15 protein-coding genes are annotated in these 17,433 nt (G+C 64.2%); 6 read left to right on the top strand and 9 right to left on the bottom strand.

Annotated elements, in window-relative coordinates:
- Nucleotides 1–35: 35 nt before the first annotated feature.
- Together NJT13_RS02445 and NJT13_RS02440 are read left to right on the top strand one after the other, a co-directional pair.
- Nucleotides 36–773, top strand: coding sequence for a fumarylacetoacetate hydrolase family protein (locus tag NJT13_RS02445; RefSeq protein ID WP_254523905.1), 738 nt, complete (start codon nt 36–38; stop codon nt 771–773).
- A 197-nt stretch (nt 774–970) separates the two neighbouring features.
- Entirely contained in the window at nt 971–1,675 is a 705-nt protein-coding gene (locus NJT13_RS02440) for an MBL fold metallo-hydrolase (RefSeq protein WP_254523904.1), read from the top strand.
- Nucleotides 1,676–1,695: 20 nt separating this feature from the next.
- Here the strand turns inward: NJT13_RS02440 and NJT13_RS02435 are convergent, their stop codons facing one another.
- From NJT13_RS02435 to NJT13_RS02405, 7 genes are all read right to left on the bottom strand, one after another.
- Entirely contained in the window at nt 1,696–2,001 is a 306-nt protein-coding gene (locus NJT13_RS02435; RefSeq protein ID WP_254523903.1) for a hypothetical protein, read from the bottom strand.
- Between the two features lie 380 nt (nt 2,002–2,381).
- Complete coding sequence (locus NJT13_RS02430) at nt 2,382–3,473, bottom strand: DNA topoisomerase IV subunit A (RefSeq protein ID WP_254523902.1); 1,092 nt, start codon at nt 3,471–3,473, stop codon at nt 2,382–2,384.
- The gene (locus tag NJT13_RS02425) at nt 3,470–5,944 is read right to left on the bottom strand and encodes a DNA topoisomerase VI subunit B (RefSeq protein ID WP_254523901.1); all 2,475 of its coding nucleotides are present in this window, start codon (nt 5,942–5,944) and stop codon (nt 3,470–3,472) included. Before NJT13_RS02425 ends, NJT13_RS02430 begins: the two co-directional genes overlap by 4 nt.
- A 143-nt stretch (nt 5,945–6,087) precedes the next feature.
- Nucleotides 6,088–6,444, bottom strand: a complete 357-nt coding sequence (locus NJT13_RS02420) for a DsrE family protein (RefSeq protein WP_254523900.1) — start codon at nt 6,442–6,444, stop codon at nt 6,088–6,090.
- Between the two features lie 96 nt (nt 6,445–6,540).
- Nucleotides 6,541–8,040, bottom strand: a complete 1,500-nt coding sequence (locus tag NJT13_RS02415; protein WP_254523899.1) for a dihydrolipoyl dehydrogenase family protein — start codon at nt 8,038–8,040, stop codon at nt 6,541–6,543.
- A gap of 42 nt (nt 8,041–8,082) precedes the next feature.
- On the bottom strand, nt 8,083–9,087 hold the full coding sequence (locus NJT13_RS02410) for a two pore domain potassium channel family protein (protein WP_254523898.1): 1,005 nt from the start codon (nt 9,085–9,087) through the stop codon (nt 8,083–8,085).
- Nucleotides 9,084–9,464 (bottom strand): hypothetical protein, encoded by a 381-nt coding sequence (locus NJT13_RS02405; RefSeq protein WP_254523897.1) that lies wholly within the window; start codon nt 9,462–9,464, stop codon nt 9,084–9,086. The genes NJT13_RS02410 and NJT13_RS02405 overlap by 4 nt, the downstream gene beginning before the upstream one ends.
- Nucleotides 9,465–9,658: 194 nt before the next feature.
- Between NJT13_RS02405 and psmA the strand changes: the two genes are divergently transcribed.
- The 4 genes from psmA (at nt 9,659) to gyrA (ending at nt 15,779) form a co-directional block, all read left to right on the top strand.
- Nucleotides 9,659–10,399, top strand: coding sequence for an archaeal proteasome endopeptidase complex subunit alpha (psmA, locus tag NJT13_RS02400; protein ID WP_254523896.1), 741 nt, complete (start codon nt 9,659–9,661; stop codon nt 10,397–10,399).
- Nucleotides 10,392–11,132 (top strand): archaeal proteasome endopeptidase complex subunit beta, encoded by a 741-nt coding sequence (gene psmB / locus NJT13_RS02395; RefSeq protein WP_254523895.1) that lies wholly within the window; start codon nt 10,392–10,394, stop codon nt 11,130–11,132. The genes psmA and psmB overlap by 8 nt, the downstream gene beginning before the upstream one ends.
- Nucleotides 11,133–11,339: 207 nt before the next feature.
- On the top strand, nt 11,340–13,274 hold the full coding sequence (gyrB, locus tag NJT13_RS02390) for a DNA topoisomerase (ATP-hydrolyzing) subunit B (RefSeq protein ID WP_254523894.1): 1,935 nt from the start codon (nt 11,340–11,342) through the stop codon (nt 13,272–13,274).
- An 18-nt stretch (nt 13,275–13,292) separates the two neighbouring features.
- Nucleotides 13,293–15,779: a DNA gyrase subunit A gene (gene gyrA, locus NJT13_RS02385; RefSeq protein ID WP_254523893.1), complete on the top strand. Its 2,487-nt coding sequence runs from the start codon at nt 13,293–13,295 to the stop codon at nt 15,777–15,779.
- A gap of 187 nt (nt 15,780–15,966) precedes the next feature.
- Here gyrA and NJT13_RS02380 read toward each other — a convergent pair whose 3' ends face one another.
- The gene (locus NJT13_RS02380) at nt 15,967–16,500 is read right to left on the bottom strand and encodes an Rrf2 family transcriptional regulator (RefSeq protein WP_254523892.1); all 534 of its coding nucleotides are present in this window, start codon (nt 16,498–16,500) and stop codon (nt 15,967–15,969) included.
- A 175-nt stretch (nt 16,501–16,675) separates the two neighbouring features.
- Nucleotides 16,676–17,356 (bottom strand): metal-dependent transcriptional regulator, encoded by a 681-nt coding sequence (locus tag NJT13_RS02375; protein ID WP_254523891.1) that lies wholly within the window; start codon nt 17,354–17,356, stop codon nt 16,676–16,678.
- Nucleotides 17,357–17,433 lie beyond the last annotated feature (77 nt).

Genomic DNA, 17,433 nt, shown 5'->3' with positions numbered 1-17,433 from the left:
CAACGCTTTTAACCCCCTGTGACCATCCACCGGTCGTGAAATACGTTCGTTTCCGCGACCCGGCCGGAGCGATCCGGCGCGGAGAGTACGAGGACGGGACCGTTCGCTTCGCCAACGAGAGCTACGCGTTCGACAGCGACGAGATCGACATCCTGCCGCCGTCGGATCCATCGAAAATCGTCTGTATCGGTCGAAACTACGCCGAACACATCGACGAAATGGGGTCCGATTTTCCCGACCGACCGCTGCTCTTTCTGAAGGGACCGAACACGCTTGCGGCCCACGGCGATACTGTGACGCTTCCGGCGGGCAAGGAGCGGATCGACCACGAGGCCGAAATCGGCCTCGTCATCGGCGAGCAGTGTCGCCACGTGCCCGAGGAATCGGCCATGGACGTCGTCGAGGGCTTTACCTGCGTCGACGACCTCTCGAACCGGGACGACCAGCAACTCGAGCAGAACTGGATCCGCGGAAAGGCGTTCGACGGCGCTGCCCCGATCGGCCCCGTGCTCGCGACTCCCGACGAGGTCCCCGCTGACGCGGCCGTTCGGACCCGCGTCAACGGAGACCTGCGCCAGGACGGTAATCGCGAGCAGCTCATCTTTACGATCCCCGAACTGATCGCCGAGATAACGACCTACATGACCCTGGAACCGGGCGACGTGATCGCGACCGGCACCCCGGACGGCGTCGGCCCACTCGAGGACGGCGACCAGATAGAGATCGAAGTCGAGGGGGTCGGGACGCTCGAACACTCCGTCCGGATTCCCTGAAGCGAGCGGGCGACCGACGACCGCCCAGCGACGGCCCGATTCGCTGTGGCAGGACTGTCCGCTCGTCTGCAGTCCGCCATCCGCTCGTCTGCAGTCCGCCATCCGCTCGTCTGCAGTCCGCCATCCGCTCGTCTGCAGTCCGCCATCCGCTCGTCTGGCACTACAACGCTTTTCGCCTCGCTCGAGAAAGGACGCCTATGACAGTTCGGTTCGACCCGCTTACCGTCGACTGGTTCGGTCTCGCGACGATTCGACTCGAGGGGCAAACGGGTGCGGTCGTCTACATCGATCCCGGTCCGGAACACTACGGAGTGCTAGACGGCTACGATGCTCGCGACGGCGATCTGGTTCTCATCAGTCACGACCACCACTACGATCCGGCGTCGATCCGACGGGTAGCACACGAAGAGTCACTGATCGTCGTCCACGAATCGATCGACGCGAGCGAGATCGACCGGGTGGACGACGATCCGGACGACCTGCCGTACGACGTGGAGCGGGTCGGGGACGACGACTCGTTCGTCCTCGGACCGCTCGACCTGTTCACGACACCGGCGTACAACGATCCCGACGGCCCACACACCGACGAAAACGGGATCCCATACCATCCCGAGGGGCGGGGGTGTGGGTTCGGCGTCACGATCGACGGCGTCACCGCGTACTGGCCCGGCGATACCGACGTGTTACCGGTTCACGAAACCCTTCCCGTTGATCTCTTCGTGCCGCCGATCGGCGGCACGTTCACGATGGATCGTCACGAAGCGGCGGCGCTGGCCGCACGGCTCGAGCCGAATCTCGTCCTCCCGGTTCACTACGACACGTTCGAGGCGATCGAAACCGACGACGAGGCGTTCGTCGTCGAGGTGGCGAGGAGCGGCGTTCCGATCGTCCTCGATCGGTAGCCGTGTGGCTCACGCGGCGATCAGACGCCGCGGCGAGACCACGCGAACGCCGCGAGAACGGCGACGATCAGGGCTGCGAAGGCGGCCCACTGACCGAGTTCGCTATCCGCGATCGGTGCGAGAAGATCGACGAGTCCGGTCCCCTGCAGGAGCCCCAACGCGAGGACGAAAAAGACCACTATCGAAATGAGGCCGATCGTTACCCCCTCTTTCATCATCCACGCGGTTTCGTCCGCCTCTTGTGCACCGGACGTCGTCGGCTCGTCGATCGCTTCCTCGTCCGGCTCGCTGTGCAACGGTCGTTTTTCGTCAGTGTCGTCAGCCATGGCCACGTTCTAGACGGTGAGAGTCGGTGGAGACAGGAACCGGTTGGACCTGCAGACACAGGGGACGCCGTCGTGCGAACGCCCGTCGAAATCGGGGACCGGACGGGACGAGTCGTCCGCTCTCCCCGTCGACCGGTCGTTCGATCGTTCGCAGCGCTCGGACGCTGTCTCGATCGTCTACAGGCTGAGTAGGGCGAGTGCCTCGGGGCTTGTCCCCGAGGTACTTCACTCGGGACACTCGGCCGCCTCCTCGGTCCGCTCGTTCTCACACGGGCGTTCCGGGGCACCTCGCAAAATCGACCCTTCCCGCCTTCCACCACCCAGCGGACAAATTCACAGCACCGCGGGTCCGGATCTACGGCGCCGAATCTCGACGACCGCTAGATTACGTCCATTTGGCTGAGCCGATCCGGGAGATACGTATCCGTCACGAAATCGAGACCGTACGACGCCAGCGACTGCTGTTCGGATTTCTTCTCGAGGTCGAGTTGCAGTTCGATCTGTTCCTCCCAGTAATCGGTCTGGAAGCGGGGGTCCTCGAGTTCGCTCTCGAGGGCGTTGACGTCCGAATCCGAGAGCGGGTCGGTGGGCAGTTCGTACTCGACGATGTCGGCGGGCTGGATGCCCACGAACTGGGCCTCCGGGGTCGCGAGGTACTCCGAGAGGTGGGCGGACTTGATCGACCCGTAGGCGACCGAGCCGTAGATGCGGTACGACCACGGGTCGCCGTCGGTAAAGACGGTCACGGGCAGATCGAGTTCGTCGTGGAGACGCTTGGTGATCCGGCGGGTCGCCCGGGCGGGCTGACCCTTGAGATGGACGATCAGGGCGTTGTACTCGTCGTCGAACCCGTTCTCGACCAGTCGATCGCGCATCCCACCGGTCTCGACGGCGAGAATGAAGTCGGCGTCGGAGTCGAGAAAGTCGATCGTGTCCGGATTGTTCGGAATCTGGTAGCCGCCCTCGCCGACGTCTTCCTGACAGTGAATCTCGCGCTCGCCACGACGGGTTTGTTCGCGGAGGTGCAGCGGTCCCATGATCGTCGCGCCGGACTCTTCCGGGCGCATGTGGAAATCCTCGCGAGTGACCCCGGAGACGATCTCCAGGTCCTCGATGAGGCCGTTCGATTCGTCCTGATCCGAGAACTGGGCTTCGTCGTTGTCCCAGCTTTCCGAGAGGTAGTAGAGTTCACGCAGGGTGGACGACCGGTCCTCTTCGAGCTGGCCGGAGAGGAATTCGATCGTATAGACCGCTTTGAGAAGCTTTCGCGCACCTCGAACGGAGTTGGCTGATCTGGTCGATTCCCGGTCACCGTAGACCCAGACGTCTTTTTCCTCGTCGTACTCGATGTTGTTCTTCGTCCGCGTCGGCACGGACATATGCGGGATCTCGCCCAGTTCGAACTGGTCGTAGAACTGCGCCGCGAGATCGATCAACTGTTCTCGTGCCTGCTGGGTATCGTCTGCGCTCATTGGTCAGTAACGGTGAGTTTCTCGCTTTCGACGCCCTTGACGTCCAGATCGAACGTCGCGTCGTCCGGTACCTCGTACCCGAGCGTGGCATCGTCGCCGCTTCCGACGTCGGCCTCCCACTTGACGAACCACTCGCCGTCCATCTCGACGACGGTCGCGCCGTCAGAGAGGTTCTCGGGCTCGGCCGAGACGATGTCGGTCACCTCGAGTGACTCTTTCGTGTTGGAGTTGTTCTCGACGACGACGGAGACTGCGGCGCCGGTTCCGTTTTCTTCGATCTGGCGCTCGACGAGAACGTTGTTCATGATGCGTGCGACCGCGTCGTCGATATCGGGTTTGCTGCGGCCGGTGACCTCGGCGACCTTCTCTGCCATCTCCGGTAAGATCTTCCCGAGGACGTTTTGCTTCTTTCGGCGCTGCTGCATCGACCGGCGCTTGTTGAGATAGCTCTTGAGCTCTCGCGAGGCCTCTCGGACCGCCAGTTCGATCTCGTCTTCGATCTCCGGAACGTTCGCGATGGCGTCTTTCGATTCACTCGTAAACGGAACGTTCGTCGAGGCGACGTGGATCATGATCACCACCGGCCCGTTCGGCAGCCCGGAGCCGCCGGGTTGATCGAGGCCGTAGTTGCGCCAGCCGATCGTCTTTACCACGTCGGTCGTCGCACAGGCCCCGCGCTGGTAGACCAGGGGGACTCGATTCGCAAATCGGAGGACCTCGCCGGTTCCTTCGGCCTCGAGATCACCGCCGTAGGCGATTCCGGCCTCGACGACGAACGGGTCACCGCCGGAGACGCCCGCGTCACGGGTGGCCGACGCGAAGAAATCGGCGTCGAACTCCTTCTCGAGGCCCGCGGTGATGAGGTCCTCGGTGATCGGCGCCAGACACCGCGTCGGCGGCGCCATGATGTCGGTGGCGCGCATGGCGTCGACCAGGTTGCTGGTCGCATCGCGGTCGCCGTTTAGCTCCCGGACGAGCGGCGGGTCGTCCGGCACCGTCGCCATCACACTCCAGACGGCCTCCACGACGTTCTCGCGAGCGGTCTCGCCGAACGAGACGTCGTCGTACTCCTCGGTGAGATCCGCCGCCCGGTCGACGTACTCGCGGAGTTGGCCGCGGGAGAGCCGATGGCGGACGTTGTCGTTTTCGCGTTCCTCCTCGAATTTGGCCGCGAGCCGGTCCGCGAACGCGTGGATCACCTCGTCGTCTTTGCGGGTGCTCGTCGCGTCGTCGGCGAGTTCGTACAGGTCGGTTACGAGGCGCGAGTCCACGTCGGTGTCGTCCGCACCGTCGCCCGCGTTCGCCGCCGCGTCGTCGGCGGCGTCGATCAATTCGAGCCACACGGCCCGGACGGCGTTTTCGCGGACGGTGTCGCCGAACGTCGTTCCGTGGTCGGCCTCGACGCCGTCTGCGGCCGAGTCGACGACCTCGAGTAACTCGTGGTGGGCGATCCGGTCCCGATCGCCGACGGCGTCCGCGACGGCCTCGGCGAAGGCGCTGGTCGCGTCCGGGCCCTTGTTCGCCGTCGCGTTCTCGACCGCTGTCGCGACGTCGACGGATTCGTGGGACGCCGGGGGACGCCAGCGCATCTCGCGGCCGTAGTGGCGGTCGCGGAACGCGTCGATGATCGATTCGGCGGTCTTCTTCCCGACGCGAGTGAACTCACCCTGTACGAACCCGGAAACCGTCTGGGAGTCGGTTGCGTTCAACATTTTCATCACAGTCCCGAGTTCGACACCGTGTGGGTGCGGGCGGATTTCCTCGGTCTCCTCGGGGAGCTGGTCGGTCGCGCGTTCGAACTTGAAGTGTTCCTGGGGCTCGCGAAGCTCGAGGCGAGCGTGGGGGTTGACGACCGCCGTGTGCTTGATGTAATCGTGGAGCTGCTGGCGGGCGCGCATGTTGGCTTCCATCTCGAGTTCGATGCGCGTCCCGTGGGGGCGATCCCAGGTCGTCGTCTCCTCGACGCTGATTTCGGGTTCGTTTTCGTCGGTATCGATAATCAGTTCGAAGTACTCCGCCTCGCTCGAGCCCTGCGTCCGACTGGTGATCTTCGCGGGCTTCCCGCTCGTCAGCTGTGAGTAGAGGACGGCGGCGGAGATACCGATCCCTTGCTGGCCCCGGGACTGTTCGCGTGCGTGAAAGCGCGATCCGTAGAGGAGCTTCCCGAAGACCTTCGGGAGCGATTCTTTGGTCAGTCCCGGTCCGTTGTCCTCGACGATCAGGCGATAGTAGTCACCGGTTTCCTGAATCTCGACGTAGATGTCCGGGAGAATGCCCGCTTCCTCGGCGGCGTCTAAGGCGTTGTCGACGGCCTCCTTGACGGCCGTGACGAGGCCACGAGCGCCGCTGTCGAAGCCGAGCATGTGCTTGTTCTTCTCGAAGAACTCGGCGATGGAGATCGACTGCTGACTCTCGGCCAGCTCCTCGGCGATCCCCGGCTCGTCACCGAGTGTCGACTGGAACGACGTCATCGTCTTCCCTTACTAACGGGGAGGCTAAAAGGTGTGTGCTACCGGAGTGAAAGTGAACCGCACGGAGGACGGCGTCGCTCGATGCGCGTCGCCGCCGTCGATCGATTCGCCGACGGCTGGTCCGCGAACGGTCCTCGAGAGCCCTAGAAGGTGATAATTTCGTGGCCCTCGTCGACCAGCGAGCGGACGCTCGGGTGACCGCCGTTCTCGTCGACCGTGACGACTCCGGTCTCCGCGACCGCGTCGTCGACGCCGAACGCGTTCGCACAGTAGTCACAGACCGCGGCTTCCTCGCTGAGCGACCGATAGAGTTCGTGATAGTCGTGGCTCTCGTCCTCGAGTTCGGGGATCCACTGCGTTCCGGCCCCGTCGAAGATCAGTTCCAGATCGTCCTCGGGATTTTCGTCGAACTCTCGTGCTGCCTCGAGGCCGTTTACGAGTCGGCCGAGGTCGCTGTGCGATTCGGTGCCCGCCAGAATAACGATCGCTGCGCGTGTCATTGCGGCCGAAACTGGGGCCCGATATTACAAAAGCCGATGGCGGTCGTGTAAGCGGGATACCGATCCGGCGACTACGTCGAGACGACGGACCGCGAATCACCGATCCGAGTCGTGGTCGTGGTCGTGGTCGTGGCCGTGGCCGTGATCGTGATCGTGTTCGTGGGCACCGCGCCGGGTGAACTGGCCGGTGAACGCACGCTGGACGACCTCCGAGAGAGCGGGATGGATGTGGACCGACTGACGGATGTCCCCGACCGTTCCGGAGCCGGCGGTCATCGCGACGACGACCTCCTGAATCAGATCCGAGGCCTCGGGGCCGATGATGTGACAGCCGAGGATGGCGCCCTCGAGATCGATGATCGATTTGACGAACCCCGCCGCGTGCATCGCGCTCCCGCGCGCCGTTTCGTCGTAGGGATAGACGCGTGTGGCGTACTCGCGGTCGGCCGCGCGTAACTCCTGTTCGGTCAGTCCGACGCCCGCGACCTCCGGCGACGCGAAGACGGCGAACGGCATCGCCGAGTAGTCGACGGGCTCCAGGCCGTCCCCGAAGAGGTTGCGCGCGACGGCTCGTGCCTCGTGATTGGCGTTGTGCTTCAGCAGGTACTCGCCGACGATGTCGCCGAGCGCCCAGACGCCGTCCGCGGTCGTCCGGAGGTACTCGTCGGTCCGGATGAACTCGTCGGCGTCCGTTTCGACGCCGGCGGCCGCGAGGTTCAGTGTATCGCTATTCGGGACTCGGCCGGCCGCGATGAGGAGTTCGTCGCCGGTGACCGTGATTCGATCGTCCCCGTTTGCGGCGCCACCGTGCTGATCACCGGCGTCGGAGTCGGGGTAGGTAAAGGCGCGCGCTTCGACGGAGATCGACCCGTGATCTCTCGAGACGGCGTCGGCTTCGTAGCCGGTGTGCAGGTCGAACCGGTCGGCGTAGCGCTCGGTGAACGCGGCGCTGACTTCGTCGTCCGCGTCCGGGAGCATGGTCGGTCGCCGGCTGATGATCGTCACGTCGCTGCCGAACGTTCCGAAGAAGTGTGCGAGTTCGGCCGCGATGTATCCGCCGCCGACGACGACGAGACGGTCGGGCAGGGTCTCCAACTGGAGCGCCTCGGTGCTCGTGAGGTACTCGACGCCCTCGAGTCCGTCCAGCGGTGGAATCGCCGGCCGCGTGCCCGCCGCCACGAGGACGGTGTCCGCTCGAAGGCGGGTCCCGTCCGCCGAGCCGCCAGCGAGGTCGAGCGTTCGCTCGTCGACGAACCGGGCTTTCGCCTCGTACAGATCGATTCGGTCCGACGCGTGCAGCCCGCGCCTGATCGAGTCGGAACTGCCGTGTACGTCGTCGGTGACGTCGCGGACGATATCGGCGAAGGCGACGTCGTCGACGGTCGCGTCGATCCCGAATTCGTCCGCGCGTTCGATCGTTTCCATCACGTCTGCGTGATACAACAACTTCTTCGACGGGATACAACCGCGATTGAGGCAGGTGCCGCCGAGCCGTCCCTTTTCGACGACCGCGACCGACTGCCCCTGATCCGCCGCGATGTTCGCCACGTCGAGGCCGGACCCCGAGCCGATGACGAGAAAGTCGTACTCTTCCATGGGGCGTGAACGGCCCGGAGTGCAATGAATATCGGGCCGGGGTCACTCCTCGAGCGGCGGCCACTCCCACGCGTCGGCTTTGACCACGCCGAGCAATCGCCGGCGGCGATCGGTCACGTCGGCGAGGGCCTCGGCGAACTCCTGGTTCGAGACGGTCGGGATGCCGTCCTCGCGGAGGAGATCGAGATTCGGCGACCGGGGGACCGCGGGCTCGGGCTCGATAAACGACTCGTCGAGCGTCTCGAGGTAGCTCTGTGCGCTCGACCGGGCGCTCTCGACGATCGCGGGATCGGGACTGTGCTCGTCCGGGACGGCGTCTCGGAAGAGCAGGAGTGACTCGTCGAGGATCGGGACGGCAACGGCTGAGGCGCGTTCCCCCTTCTCGCTGTGATAGTAGTGCAAGATCGGGTACGATTTGTGTTGCTCGGCGAGCCTGCTCAGTTCGGACCCCAGCGTCTCGATCGTCCGCTCGAGTCCGTCGAAGTTCTCCCCGTTCCAGCCCGCGCGGACGAACGCCTCGCTCCGGCCGCCCAGTCCGGTGACGGTACTGGCGAAGGAGCGCTTGTCGGAGACGGCCCCGAGAACGGTCAGCACGTAGGAGACGCCGAGTGTGACGAAGGCCATCCCCGAAGCCGTCGTGAACGCGCTGGCGACTTCCCAGGGATCGCCGCCGTACACCGGAGTGTAGTCGCCGTTCCCGTCGGTGAACATCGTGTAGGCGACGTAGTAGAATCGCCCCCACCAGTCCGCCGGACCGCCGGTGCGCGTGTTGACGACGGCGGTCGGGACGCTCGAGAAGATGAACGTCCAGCCGACCCAGATCAACGCGATCCACATCGCGAGCGTCAGCGAGAGGGTGATCGGGCCGGCCAGGCTGAGCGCCCTGTTGTGATCCCTGGTCACCTTCCGGAGTCCCACCCAGACCCCGGTGGTGAGTCGGCCCGAGACGGGCCCGGAACCGCCGTCGACCCAGAGGGTCGTCCAGAGAATGTCGACGATTCCGGCGCCGAGCAACGCGATGCCGACGACGAGGTAGATCGGGTTCATCTCGCGACGGCCCGCGTCTCGTCGTCGACCGTCCGGCAGAAGCACTCGGAGTCGCCGACGATCGAGGCCGTCTCGGTGACATCTTCGTCTCGATCGCTCGCCGGACCCACCCGACTCGGGTATTCGTCGGTCGAACAGGTGACGACGCGGCCCACCTCGCTGGAGAGGTGATCGCCCGTGTTCGTCCGTTTCTCCTGATCGTGCTGGACCATCCAGCCGTGTTCGGGATCGACGCTGCTGAACTTCCCCGGTAGCTCCCGATCGATCGCCGGGAATTCCTCGGGAGCGATCGTGGGGAGCCACCCGAGCGCTCGAGCGGCGAACTCGAGTCCCACACCACCGGCGACAGCGGGCGCTATGGCGACGAGCGGAAGCATCGAGGTTCCCTACCGGAACGGTGACAAAGGGGATTATGCCGGAATCTGCCATTTCGGGTGCGGCCAGATAGCCACCGAGCCCCGATTCACCGTGGCGGTCATCGACAGCGAAGCAGTCGGCGTTGCCACCAGACAAAGGCCTATAAATGCTTATCCCTAACCCGAGGTGAAGGTCGTAGTGACCTGACACAGCAATGCAAGGACAATCTCAGCAGCAGGCCTACGACCGGGGAATCACGATCTTCTCCCCGGACGGTCGGCTCTACCAGGTCGAATATGCCCGCGAGGCCGTCAAACGAGGGACCGCGAGCGTCGGTCTCCGCACGCCGGACGGCGTCGTCCTCGCAGCGAATCGCCAGGTGAGTTCGTCGCTCATGGAGCGTTCGAGCGTCGAAAAGATCCACACCGTCGACGACCACGTCGGTATCGCAAGCGCCGGTCACGTCGCCGACGCGCGACAGTTGGTCGATCTCGCCCGCCGTCGCGCACAGGGCGAGCAACTCCGCTACGGACAGCGCATCGGGGTCGAGACGTTGACGCGCGCGGTCACCGACCATATCCAGGAGTACACCCAGACGGGCGGCGCGCGCCCGTTCGGCGTCGCCTTGCTCGTCGGCGGCATCGACGACGGCGAGCCCCGGTTGTTCGAGACGGACCCATCGGGGACGGACTACGAGTGGCAAGCCGCGGCGATCGGTGGCGACCGCGACGTCATTCAAGGCTACCTCGAGGAGCACTACCGGCCGGATTCCGACGTCGACGGCGGGATCGAACTGGCCGTGAGCGCACTCAGCGCCCCCGAAGACGGTCTCGTCGCCCCCGAAGACGTCGACGTCGCCACGATCACGACCGACGACGAGTCGTTCCGATCGGTCTCCGAGGATCGACTCGAGTCCATCCTCGCGGACATCGACGAGGAGGTGGCCGATGAATAACTGGCACTCGTCGCCGGCGTCGTCTCGAACCGACGGTCCGTCACGGCGCGGCGACGATGCGTCTCCGTACGCCCCTGAACTGGGGACGATTCCCGACGGCGCTCGAGGGGACGACGAGTACGGGGACACCGTCAACAGCACGGGAACGACGACCGTGGGACTCACGACCGACGAGGGTGTCGTCGTCGCGACGGACATGCGCGCCAGCCTCGGCGGGCGCTTCGTCTCGAACAAGAACGTCCAGAAGGTCGAACAGATACATCCGACGGCGGCGTTGACGCTCGTCGGTTCGGTCGGCGGGGCGCAGTCGTTCATCCGGACGCTGCGCTCCGAGGTCAACCTCTACGAGTCCCGTCGCGACGAATCGATGTCCGTCGAGGCGCTGGCGACGCTCGCAGGGAACTTCGCACGCGGCGGTCCGTTCCGGGCGATCAATCCGATCCTCGGCGGCGTCGACGACGACGGGAGCCACGTCTACAGCATCGACCCCGCGGGCGGTGTTATGGCCGACGACTACACCGTTACCGGCAGCGGGATGCAACTCGCTTACGGCGTCCTCGAGAACGCGTACGAGGACGATCTCACGCTGGCGGACGCGCGGTCTGCGGCGGCGCGGGCCGTCGAGAGCGCCGTCGAGCGCGATACCGCCTCCGGCAACGGCGTTTTCCTCGCCGAAATCACCGACGAGGGGGTCGAGATTCGGGGCCACGAGTCGTTCGACGAACTCCTGTAGACGGCCGGTGGACGCGTCCGTCTCGCGAGAGACACCCAGGGAATGCACGCGACCGGCGCGGGTCGGATTCGGTTCGGTCGGACCGGGCGCCGATCCGCACCGGAACCCGTTCGCGGGACGGTCCGACGGTGTGGGCGATGGCACGCGCTCGCGCGCGTACACGTGACTTTTATTAGGACCGGCCCGCTATCCGAAAGCAGGTTTTACATGTCCCAGGAAAGCGAGTACGGCGCCGGTCAAATTCAGGTTCTCGAAGGCCTGGAGGCGGTACGGAAACGACCGGCGATGTACATCGGCTCTACAGATTCTCGAGGATTGCACCACCTTGTCTACGAAGTGGTGGACAACTCGATCGACGAGGCACTGGCCGGCTACTGCGACGACATCACCGTCACGATCCACGAGGATAATTCGGTGAGCGTCACCGACGACGGTCGCGGCATCCCGGTCGATACCCACGAGGAATACGACCGCCCCGCACTCGAGGTCATTCTCACCGTCCTCCACGCCGGCGGAAAGTTCGACAACAAATCGTACCAGGTCTCCGGCGGCCTCCACGGCGTCGGCGTCTCGGTCGTCAACGCCCTGTCCGAACGACTCGAGGCGGAAGTCAAACGCGACGGCGGCGTCTTCCGTCACTCGTTCGAGGCAGGCGAACCGGTCGGCGACATGGAGCGCGTTCGAGACATGGAACCTGACGAGGAGACGGGAACCGAAATCCGGTTCTGGTCCGATACGGGAATTTTCGAGACGGACGAGTTCGCGTTCTCGACGCTCTCGAACCGGCTTCGGGAACTCGCGTTCTTGAACTCCGGCGTCCGCATCACGCTCCGCGACGAGCGCCCGGGAACGACGGACGAGGCGGGCCCGGTCGCCGAGACCTACGAGTACCAGGGCGGTATCCGGGAATTTGTCGAGTACCTGAACGAGACGCGCTCGTCGATGCACGAGGACGTCATCTACTTCGCGGACGAGGATCAGAACATCCAGGTCGAAGTCGCGATGCAGGCCACCGAGGAACTCCAGGGTTCGATTCACGCCTTCGCGAACAACATCAACACGCGCGAGGGCGGGACCCACCTCACCGGGTTCAAGACCGCCCTGACGCGATGCGTCAACGACTACGCGAACGAAAACGACCTGCTCTCCGACCTGGAAGACAACCTCAAAGGCGAGGACATCCGCGAAGGACTCACGGCGGTCATTTCGGTCAAACACCCCGACCCGCAGTTCGAAGGTCAGACGAAGACGAAACTCGGCAACAGCGAAGTCCGCGGGATCGTCGAAAGCGCAATGCACGAGGGTCTCGGAACCTACTTCGAGGAGCACCCGGACACCGCCCAGGCGATCGTCATGAAGGCCGTCGAGGCCGCGAAGGCTCGCATGGCTGCCCAGAAGGCGGAGGAACTGACCCGACGGAAGTCCGCCCTCGAGTCGACCTCCCTCCCCGGCAAGCTCGCGGACTGTCAGACCAAAGACCCCGAGGAGGCCGAACTGTTCATCGCGGAGGGTGACTCCGCGGGCGGCAGCGCGAAACAGGCCCGGAATCCCGAGTTCCAGGCCGTCCTCCCGATCAAAGGGAAGATCCTGAACGTCGAGAAACACCGACTCGATCGCATCCTCGAGAACGACGAGATCCGAAACATGATCACCGCGATCGGTGCGGGGATCGGTGACGAATTCGACGTCGACGACGTCCGCTACAAGAAGATTATCATGGCGACGGACGCCGACGTCGACGGCGCACACATCCGGACGCTGCTGTTGACGTTCTTCTACCGGCACATGCGTCCGCTGCTCGAGGGTGGCTACGTGTACGCGACCCAGCCGCCGCTGTACCGAATCCGATACCGCGGCGAGACCTACGACGCGATGACCGACGCCGAGCGCGACGAGATCGTCGCCGAGAAGTGCGACGGCAACCCCTCGCAAGTGCAGCGGTTCAAGGGTCTGGGTGAGATGAATCCCGAACAGCTCTGGGAGACGACGATGAATCCCGACAACCGCATCCTCAAACAGATCACGGTCGAAGACGCGGCGGCGGCGGACAAGATGTTCTCCGTCCTGATGGGCGACGCCGTCGAGCCGCGCAAGCAGTTTATCAAAGACCACGCGCCGGAAGCGGAGTGGATCGACATATAGCAGCTCTGAGATAACTACATGAGTTCAGACGTACCCGATCCGACGGACGTAGAGGCCAGAGCGGTCGAAAACGTCCGCATCGAAGACGAAATGGAGCAGAGCTACATCGACTACGCGATGAGCGTCATCGCCGGCCGTGCCCTTCCGGACGTCCGCGACGGACTCAAACCCGTCCACCGGCGCATCCTCTATGCGATGCACGAGATGGGCGTCACGAGCGGTTCGTCCCACCGCAAGTCCTCCTCGATCGTCGGGGAGACGATGGGTGACTACCACCCCCACGGCGACAGCGCGATCTACGACACCCTGGTCCGGATGGCCCAGGACTTCTCGATGCGCTACCCGCTCGTCGACGGCCAGGGGAACTTCGGCTCGATGGACGGCGACCCGGCCGCCGCGCCCCGATACACTGAGGCGCGGATGGCGCCCGTCGCCGAGGAACTGCTCTCCGACATCGAGAAGGACACGGTCGATTTCTCGTCGAACTACGACGACCGACTGCAAGAGCCGGACGTGCTGCCGGCGGCGTTTCCCAACCTGCTGGTCAACGGCTCGTCGGGAATCGCGGTCGGCATGTCGACGAACATCCCGCCGCACAACCTCGGCGAGGTGATCGATGCGACGATCGAACTGATCGACAATCCGGACGCGACCGTCGACGAGTTGATGAATCACGTCAAGGGGCCGGACTTCCCGACAGGGGCGAACATCGTCGGCCGGGACGCCATCTACTCGGCGTACAAGACCGGCCGGGGCCGCATTCGCGTTCGCGCGGAGTTCGAGGTCGAGGAGTGGAAGTCGGGCCGCGAGCGCATCGTCGTCACCGAACTCCCCTTCCAGGCCAACAAAGCGCGACTCGTCGAACGCATCGCAGAGGACGTCAACGAGGGGGATATCGACGGCATCTCCGACCTTCGCGACGAGTCAGATCGAGACGGCGTCCGCATCGTCGTCGAACTCAAACGCGGGGCGAACGCCGAAGTCGTCAAGAACAAACTGCTCGAGAACCACTTGGAGCGAACCTTCGGCGTCATCAACCTCGCGCTGGTCGACGGCCAGCCGCAGGTCCTCTCGCTGAAGGAGACCCTCGAGGAGTACGTCGCCCACCGCCGCGAGGTCGTCCGCCGGCGCAGCGAGTACGACCTCGAAGAGGCCGAGGACCGAGCGCACATCCTCGAGGGTCGACTCACGGCCGTCGAGAACGCCGAGGACGTCGTCGAACTCATCCGAAACAGCGAGGATCGGGCGGCCGCGAAAGCGGCACTCCAGGAAGCCTACGACTTCTCCGAGGATCAGGCGACCCACATCGTCCGGATGCAACTCGGGAGTCTGACCTCGATGGAGGCCGCCGAGATCGAAGACGAGTACGAGGACGTGGTGGCCGAAATCGAGCGACTCACCGAGATCTTAGAGAGCGAGCAGGAACTGTTCGGCGTTATCAAGGACGAACTCCGCGAGATCAGAGACGAGTACGCCGACGAACGTCGGACCTCGATCGTCGAGGATCAGGGGACCGTCACACACGAGGACCTCATTCCGGAGGAGGAGGTGTTCGTGGTCATGACCGAGGACGACTACGTCAAGCGGATGCCGATCGACGAGTTCGATCCCCAGGGACGCGGCGGCAAAGGCATCATCGGCGCGGACGTCAAAGACGACGACCGCGTCGCCACGGTCTTCCGGGCGAACACCCACGACTACTTGCTCTGCTTTACCAATCAGGGCGAGGTCTATCGCCTCAAAACGTACGAAATTCCCGAGATGGGTCGGACCGCTCGAGGTAAATCGGCGGTAAACATCCTCGATCTCGATCCCGGCGAGGACATCACCGCCATCGTCGATACCGACGCGTTCGGCGACGACGAATACGTGACGATGGTCACCCGACACGGCTACGTCAAGCGCACCGCCGGCGAGGAGTTCGACAACATCCTCTCGACGGGTATCATCGCCGCCGATCTCGAGGACGGCGACGAACTCGTCGACGTCGAAGTGACCGACGGGTCCCAGGACCTCGTGGTCGCGACGGAGGGCGGTATGACGATTCGCTTCGACGAGGACGAGGTTCGAGCGATGGGACGCAACGCCCGCGGCGTCAACGGCATCAAATTGCAGGACGGCGACGCGGTCGCGGGGCTGGTTGCGACGGACGAAGCTGATCAACGCGCGCTGCTGACGGTCACGGAAAACGGCTACGGTAAACGGACGCTCCTTTCGGAATACCGAACGCAGTCGCGATACGGCAAGGGGCTGATCGACATCAAGACGGGTGAGCGAAACGGCTCCGTAACGGCCGTGAAAGCGGTTGCGGCGGACGATCAGGTCGTGCTAATGAGCGAGCGCGGCCAGATCGTCCGCACGCGCGTCGACGAAATTTCGACCGTGGGTCGGAACACGATGGGCGTGATCGTCATGGAGGTCGACGACGGAGACGCGGTCGCGAGCGTCGACGTGATTCCGGCTGCCGCGGCTGGTGCTGGGGACGACGCGGGCGAGACGAACTGACGCGGGGCACGCGATTTTGGGCGTGGATACGGGTTGAACAGCATCGACGGTGGCCACCGCAGCGAGCGGAGCGGCGTCGACGTTGCCCCCGAATGAACGGAACGGGATCGGCGGACTCGAGAACGCGGCCGCAGTCACGGTCGCGGTCGCTGCGACGAAAGAGAAAAGACGGAGAGGGCGCGCCGATTCAGTGTGCCGGTTCTTCCGCGGGCGCGATCATGTCGTCGATCCGAAGGATGATGATGTTGTTCGTGTCGTCTTTCCCGTCGACGGTCCCTTCGATGACGAGTTTCGAGAGCGGCGTCGGGCCCACGGTGACCGCGTCGTTTTCGTGGATGTCGCCGAGCGATCCCTGGATGTGGACCTCCGCGCGACAGAGTTCAGGATGGTGGACGCTCGAGAGGTCGATTTCCTCGATGATGGTGTCGTCGACGGGTTCGCCTTCGTGTTGCATCGGGACCGCCGCGGGTTCGTCCATCTGCTGGATCTCGAGCGCCTCGTAGGCGGAGGCCGTGGGTTTGTAGCCGCCTTTCGGCCCCGGTACCCCTTCGACCAGCTGCAGGGCTTTGAGACTCTGCATCTGGTTCCGGATCGTGCCGGGGTTTCGGTCGACCTGTTCCGCGATATCTTCCCCCTTGATCGCGTCTTCGGACTCTTTGTGGAGGTTCGTCAACGCGCGGAGTATTTTCTTTTGGCTGGGTGTGAGTTCGATGGATGACATACTCACATATTCGTAGTTGCGTTCCTTAAACCCGGCGGGTCAACGGTGCGTTCGGTCGAGATTGTGCCGATTGGATCGGAGCTTTGCGTAATTCCGGTTCGTTCTATCGGTCAGGGAACCGCAACTGTTCAATCGATCGGCGAGAGCGGTCGGTTCGCGAGACCGGGAGCGGTGACTACGGCTTCGGCTCCGTCGGTTTCGCGACCCGGACGTGGTGGGCGACGGATTCCGGCAACGAAACGGGTTCGTCGACCTCGCTGGAGCGAGCCGTCACCATTCCGAACGGTGCAATCTCGAGGATCTCCAGTTCGACGCCGGGTTCGACGCCGTGTTCGGCAAGATACGAGAGGACGGCCGGATCGTGGTCGGCGACTTCGGCGACCGTAACCGCGGCCCCTTCGTCGAATTCGGTGATCGATTCGCCGGCGGGACGTTCGGGCGGTTCGAGGTCGGCGCTCGGAATCGGCGACCCGTGGGGATCGACGGTGGGTTCGCCGAGGGCGTCGGCGACGCGCTCCTCGAAGTCCTCGCTGATGTGGTGCTCGAGTCGATCGGCCTCCGCGTGGACCTCTGACCAGTCGTAGTCGAGGTGTTCCGTGAGATAGGCCTCGAGCAACCGGTGATGGCGGACGATTTCGAGGGCGACGGTCTCGCCCTCGTCGGTCAGGGTCACCCCGCGGTACTTCTCGCGGTCGACGAGTTCGCGCTCTTCGAGTTTGTCGAGCATGCTGGTAACGGTCGGCGACGTGACGTCCAGCTCGTCGGCGATTTCGGAGGTCTTGATCCGATCTGTCGTCTCGCGCTGGAGCTGGTAGATGGCTTTGAGATAGTCTTCCATCACGTCGCTCAGCATCATACTACTGTGAAATTGGAATCGTCCGCCCCTAAAACTATCGCCAACGCCGGGTCGGCGGATCGCCACGACCAAACCAG

Source organism: Natrinema caseinilyticum, assembly GCF_024227435.1.
Lineage (GTDB): Archaea > Halobacteriota > Halobacteria > Halobacteriales > Natrialbaceae > Natrinema > Natrinema caseinilyticum.
The sequence above is the reverse complement of the archived record's forward strand: the minus strand, read 5'-3'. Positions and strand labels throughout refer to the sequence as shown.

Coding starts and splice junctions, on each gene's coding strand:
- NJT13_RS02410 (WP_254523898.1), bottom strand. CDS start 9,087: ATGAACCCGATCTACCTCGTCGTCGGCATCGCGTTGCTCGGCGCCGGA.
- gyrA (WP_254523893.1), top strand. CDS start 13,293: ATGAGTTCAGACGTACCCGATCCGACGGACGTAGAGGCCAGAGCGGTC.
- NJT13_RS02440 (WP_254523904.1), top strand. CDS start 971: ATGACAGTTCGGTTCGACCCGCTTACCGTCGACTGGTTCGGTCTCGCG.
- NJT13_RS02435 (WP_254523903.1), bottom strand. CDS start 2,001: ATGGCTGACGACACTGACGAAAAACGACCGTTGCACAGCGAGCCGGAC.
- psmA (WP_254523896.1), top strand. CDS start 9,659: ATGCAAGGACAATCTCAGCAGCAGGCCTACGACCGGGGAATCACGATC.
- NJT13_RS02375 (WP_254523891.1), bottom strand. CDS start 17,356: ATGATGCTGAGCGACGTGATGGAAGACTATCTCAAAGCCATCTACCAG.
- psmB (WP_254523895.1), top strand. CDS start 10,392: ATGAATAACTGGCACTCGTCGCCGGCGTCGTCTCGAACCGACGGTCCG.
- NJT13_RS02425 (WP_254523901.1), bottom strand. CDS start 5,944: ATGACGTCGTTCCAGTCGACACTCGGTGACGAGCCGGGGATCGCCGAG.
- NJT13_RS02415 (WP_254523899.1), bottom strand. CDS start 8,040: ATGGAAGAGTACGACTTTCTCGTCATCGGCTCGGGGTCCGGCCTCGAC.
- NJT13_RS02380 (WP_254523892.1), bottom strand. CDS start 16,500: ATGTCATCCATCGAACTCACACCCAGCCAAAAGAAAATACTCCGCGCG.
- NJT13_RS02430 (WP_254523902.1), bottom strand. CDS start 3,473: ATGAGCGCAGACGATACCCAGCAGGCACGAGAACAGTTGATCGATCTC.
- NJT13_RS02405 (WP_254523897.1), bottom strand. CDS start 9,464: ATGCTTCCGCTCGTCGCCATAGCGCCCGCTGTCGCCGGTGGTGTGGGA.
- gyrB (WP_254523894.1), top strand. CDS start 11,340: ATGTCCCAGGAAAGCGAGTACGGCGCCGGTCAAATTCAGGTTCTCGAA.
- NJT13_RS02420 (WP_254523900.1), bottom strand. CDS start 6,444: ATGACACGCGCAGCGATCGTTATTCTGGCGGGCACCGAATCGCACAGC.